The 5,557-nt window shown below is 70.1% G+C and carries 2 protein-coding genes; both read left to right on the top strand.

Features of this window, described 5'->3' with window-relative positions; all coding sequences use genetic code 11:
- Nucleotides 1-2,774, top strand: a 2,774-nt coding sequence (locus tag ABDW35_RS31195) for a phosphoenolpyruvate carboxylase (RefSeq protein WP_343717739.1), incomplete at its 5' end; no start/stop codon positions are given.
- Between the two features lie 71 nt (nt 2,775-2,845).
- Nucleotides 2,846-5,497: an aminopeptidase N gene (gene pepN / locus ABDW35_RS31190; protein ID WP_343717738.1), complete on the top strand. Its 2,652-nt coding sequence runs from the start codon at nt 2,846-2,848 to the stop codon at nt 5,495-5,497.
- Nucleotides 5,498-5,557: the final 60 nt, after the last annotated feature.

Below are 5,557 nucleotides of genomic sequence, written 5' to 3'. Positions count from 1 at the left end.
AGCTGGACATCCGCGATGTCGAGGGGCTGATCGGCCACCTGACCATCGAGGGCTTCAGCCACCGCGCCGCCCGCCTCGGCCGCTATCTCGGCGAGACCGCGCCCGAGGCCAACGACGCGGCGCTGCGCGCCCTGTTCCAGGGACTGACCCGCGACGCCAATGGCGGCGCCGTGCCTTTCGCCGCCTTCCGCCGCCAGGTCGAGAGCGAGGCCTTCGGCGCCGTCTTCACCGCCCACCCGACCTTCAATCTCTCCGGCGGGCTGATGGCCGACCTGGCGGCGCTGGCCGCCGGCCGCGCCGCCGACGGCACGGTGCTGAGCGACGAGGCGAAGGCCGCCCTGCTGGACCGCGCCGCCGCGGCCGAGCACCGGCCGGACGAGGATCTGAGCCTGGCGCGCGAGCATGCGCTGTCGCTGGACGCCATCGCCAATGCCCGCGTCGCGCTGGGCCGGGCCTGGGGCATCCTGCTGGACGTGGCCCGCGAGGCCTATCCCGAGGATTGGCGCGGTCTGACGCCGCGGCTGGTCACCCTCGCCTCCTGGGTCGGCTACGACCTGGACGGCCGCTCCGACATCCGCTGGACCGACACGCTGCACAAGCGGCTGCTGGTCCAGGCGGCGCAGCTGGACCATTACCTGGCGGAGGTGCGGACGATCCGGGCCCAGGCGCCGCGCGGCGCCGCCGACCTGCTGGAGACGCTGGACCTGCTGGAGAGCCGGATCGCGCTGGCCATCGCCCAGATCCGCGACGAGGTCGCCGCCTTCGCCGTGGCCGACCCCGGCTCCGCCGCCGGCCGTGAGCAGATCCGCGTCATCAGCCAGCGCATCCATGCCGGCCAGGCGCTGCGCCTGACCGAATCCGCCAGCCTGATCGCGATCGTCGACCGGGCGCTGGAGCGGACCGAGGACCCGGAGCTGTCGCGCCGCTTCTGCCTCTTGCGCGCCGAGCTGGCGACGCATGGGCTGGGCGCCGCCCACACCCATGTGCGGATCAACGCCACCCAGGTGCACAATGCCATCCGCAAGGCGGTCGGAATGGTGTCCGACCCAAACGACCCGCGCTACCGCCAATCCTATCTCGACCGGCTGAACGCCCTGCTCGACGCGGTCGAGCCGGTGTCGGTGAATTTCGGGTCGCTGCTGGCGGAGCGCACCTCGGTCAAGCGCCTGTTCATGCTGCTGGCGCAGATGCTGAAATACAACGACCGCTCGGCGCCGATCCGCTTCCTGATCGCCGAGAGCGAGAGCGCCTTCACCTGCCTGACCGCGCTGTACTACGCCCGGCTGTTCGGGGTCGACGGCATGGTCGACATCTCACCGCTGTTCGAGACCGAGAAGGCGCTGGAGAACGGCAGCCGGATCATCGAGCAGCTGCTGGAGAACCCGCATTATCGCGACTATGTCCGCCGCCGCGGCCGGGTCTGCGTCCAGACCGGCTATTCCGACGCCGGGCGCTATCTCGGCCAGACCCCGGCCGGCGCCTCGATCGAGCGGCTCCGGCTGCGCCTGATCCGGGTGATCGCCAAGGCCGGCCTGCCGGACGTGCGGCTGCTGATCTTCGACACCCATGGCGAATCGATCGGCCGCGGCTGCCATCCGGGCGGCATCGCCGACCGGCTGTCCTATGTCGACCCGCCGGCGACCCGGGCCTTCATGGTCGAGCAAGGCGTCGCCTTCAAGCAGGAGGTCAGCTTCCAGGGCGGCGACGGCTACCTCTACTTCGCCCATCCCGACCTGGCCTATGCGGTGGTCACCCGCATCCTGCAGCACGTGCTGGCCGAGATCGACGGCACCGGCGAGGACCCGTTCTACGACGAGGCCTCCTACATCCGCGAGTTCTTCACCACGGTGAAGGAGTTCCAGGTGCGGCTGATGGAGAGCCGCGACTACGGGGTGCTGCTGCAGGCGCTGGGCCCGAACCTCCTGTTCCCCTCCGGCAGCCGCGCCACCAAGCGGCAGCACGAGGACCCGAGCGAGCTGGACCATGCCATGCCGTCGCAGCTGCGGGCGATCCCGCATAATGCGATCCTGATGCAGCTGGGCCTGATGGCGAACAGCGTCGGCGGTGCCGGCGCCGCCATCGCCAAGGACCCGGAGCGGTTCCGCGAGCTCTATGCCGCCTCGCCGCGGTTCCGGCAGCTGCTGGGGATCATCACCTACGGCGCCTCGGCCAGCAATCCGGCGGCGATGAAGTCCTATATCGACGCGCTGGACCCCGGATCCTGGATCACCCGCGCCGCCGCCACCGGCGACCGCGAGCAGGCGGACCGGATGGTGGCGCTGTCCGGCCATCTCGAGCCGATGCCGGTCTATGAGCGGCAGAGCCGGGTGTTCCGCGCCCTGCACAAGGACTTCATCCTGCTGCGCGAGGGGCTGGAGAGTATCGCCGAACAGTCGCCGCATGTCGACGCCGCCAGCCGCGACGCGCTGGCCGTGCTGCACGCGGTGCGCCTGGCGCTGATCCAGGAGATCTTCCTGCTGGCGATGCGGATCCCGGAATTCTCCAGCCGGCACAACCTCACCGTGAAGCAAGTGATCGCCCGCATCCTGCATCTCGACGTCCTGCCGGCGGTCGCGTCGCTGGAGGAGATCTTCCCGCTGACCGAGGACACCATCGCGGTGGCCGATTTCGGCGAGGCCGCGACCTACCGGTCGGATGAGAGCCAGAACTACCAGTTCGAGAATGAGCGGATCTTCCGCCCGATGCGGCAGATCTACGGCCTGGTGCGCCGGGTCTCGGCCGCGGTGGTGCACCGGACGGGGTTCTTCGGCTGAGAGCGGGGGCTTTGCCCCGCCGGTCGCGCTGGTCTAGACAGGAGGCAACAGATCCTCCAGCGGCCGAGACCATGACCGATTCCACCAGCGCCCCGCGCACCGTCCGCCTCGCCGATTACCGCCTGCCCGACTTCCTGATCGACGCGGTCGATCTGCGCTTCGACCTGCGCGAGGACGGGGCAACGGTGACCTCTCGCCTGACCATGCGGCGCAACCCGGCGACATCCGACCCCGCGGCGCCGCTGGTGCTGGACGGCCGGGACCTCAGGCTGACCGGCGTGGTCCTGGACGGCGAGGCGCTGGGCGACAACCGCTATACGGTCGATGCCGAACACTTGACCCTGCCCGGCCTGCCGGGCAGCTTCACGCTCGAGATCACCACCGAGATCGCCCCGCAGGACAACACCTCGCTGCAGGGGCTCTACACCTCCGGCGGCGCCTTCTGCACCCAGTGCGAGGCCGAGGGCTTCCGCCACATCACCTATTACCTCGACCGGCCGGACATCCTGGCCCGCTACACCACCACCATCGTGGCGGACAGGGCTAGGTACCCGGTGCTGCTGTCCAACGGCAACCCGGTGGGATCCGGCGAGGCCGAGGGCGGCCGGCACTGGGCGAAATGGGAGGACCCGTTCCCCAAGCCGTCCTACCTGTTCGCCCTGGTGGCCGGCGACCTGGTGGTGGTCGAGGACAGCTTCACCACCCGCTCCGGCCGGCCGATCGCGCTCAAGATCTTCACTCGGCCCGGCGACGAGACCAAGGTCGGCCACGCCATGCGGTCGCTGAAGGCGTCGATGGCCTGGGACGAGCAGGTCTACGGCTTCGAATACGACCTCGACCTGTTCATGATCGTCGCCGTCTCCGACTTCAACATGGGGGCGATGGAGAACAAGGGCCTGAACATCTTCAACACGGCCCTGGTCCTGGCCAGCCGCGAGACCGCGACCGATGGCGACTTCCAGCGCGTCGAATCCGTGGTGGCGCACGAGTATTTCCACAACTGGACCGGCAACCGCATCACCTGCCGCGACTGGTTCCAGCTGTCGCTGAAGGAAGGCCTGACCGTCTTCCGCGACCAGGAGTTCTCGGCTGACCTGAACAGCCGGCCGGTGCAGCGCATCGCCGATGTCCGCCGCCTGCGCGCCATCCAGTTCCCGGAGGATGCCGGCCCGATCGCCCACCCGATCCGGCCGGAGAGCTATATCGAGATCAACAACTTCTACACGCCGACGGTGTACGAGAAGGGGGCGGAGGTCATCCGCATGATCCACACCCTGCTCGGGACCGAGGGCTACCGGAAGGGCATCGATCTCTATGTGGAACGTCATGACGGGCAGGCCGCGACCTGCGAGAACTTCGTCGCGGCGATGGAGGATGCGAGCGGCGTCGATCTGAAACTGTTCCGGCGCTGGTATTCCCAGGCCGGCACGCCGGAGATCACGGCCGAGGAGGCGTGGGACGCCGCGTCCGGCCGCTACAGCCTGACCCTGGCGCAGGCGACCGCACCGACGCCGGGCCAGCCGGACAAGCAGCCGCTGCACATCCCGGTCGCGCTCGGCCTGCTCGACACCCAGGGCCGCGACCTGCCGGTGCGGCTGGCCAGCGAGGCCGAAGGCAGGCCCGGCACCCGGATCCTGTCGCTGACCGGGGCGCGCCAGACCTTCGTGTTCGAAGGACTGGCCGGGCGGCCGGTGCCGTCGCTGTTCCGCGGCTTCTCCGCCCCGATCAAGCTGGCGCCGCAGCCGCGCGAGCGTCTGGCCTTCCTGTTCGCCCATGACAGCGACCCGTTCAACCGCTGGGAGGCCGGCCAGCAGCTGGCGACGCAGCTGCTGCTGGACGGCGTCGCGGCGCGCAAGGCCGGCCGCGGCTGGCAGTTGGACCCGGAGTTCGTCGCCGCCGTCGGCCGGCTGCTGGACGACACGGATCTCGATGCCGCCTTCATCGCCGAGGCGATGGCGCTGCCGGGCGAATCCTTCCTCGCCGACCAGATGACGGTGATCGACGTCGACGGCATCCATGCGGTGCGCGAAGCCGCCCGGCTGGCCATCGCCACGGCACTGCGCGACCGGCTGCTGGCTGTCTACCGCGCCAATGACGACCAGGGACCGTTCGACGTCTCGGCCGCCGCGGTCGGCCGGCGGGCGCTGAAGAATGCCTGCCTGGCCTATCTCGGCCTGCTCGAGGACGATGCCGAGGCGACGGGGCTGGTGCTGGCCCAGGCCCGCACCGCCGGCACCATGACCGACGTGCTGGCGGCCCTGACCGTGCTGCGCGACCGCGACATCCCGGAGCGGGCCGAGGCGCTGGAGGCGTTCTACGCCAAATGGCAGGACGAGCCGCTGGTGGTCGACAAGTGGTTCGCGCTGCAGGCGACGTCCGCCTTGCCCGGCACGCTCGACGCCATCAAGGCGCTGACCCGGCACCCGGCCTTTACCCTGCGCAACCCGAACCGGGCGCGGGCGCTGATCTCCAGCCTCGCCATGGGCAACCCGCTGCATTTCCACGCCGCGGGCGGCTCCGGCTACGCCTTCCTGGCCGACCAGGTGCTGGCGCTGAACGGGCCGAACCCGCAGCTGGCGGCGCGCATCCTGGTGCCGCTGGGCCGCTGGCAGCGCCACGAGCCGGTCCGGCAGGCGGCGATGAAAGCCGAGCTGGACCGGATCTTGGCGGCGCCCGACCTGTCGCGCGACGTCTACGAGATCGCGGCGAAAAGCCGGGCTTAGCGCTGCAACGGCCTTCCTTCCTGTCATTGCCGGGCTTGACCCGGCAATCCAGAAGGGGTC

The sequence above is a fragment of the Inquilinus sp. genome, from assembly GCF_039594555.1.
Lineage (GTDB): Bacteria > Pseudomonadota > Alphaproteobacteria > DSM-16000 > Inquilinaceae > Inquilinus.
The sequence above is the reverse complement of the archived record's forward strand: the minus strand, read 5'-3'. Positions and strand labels throughout refer to the sequence as shown.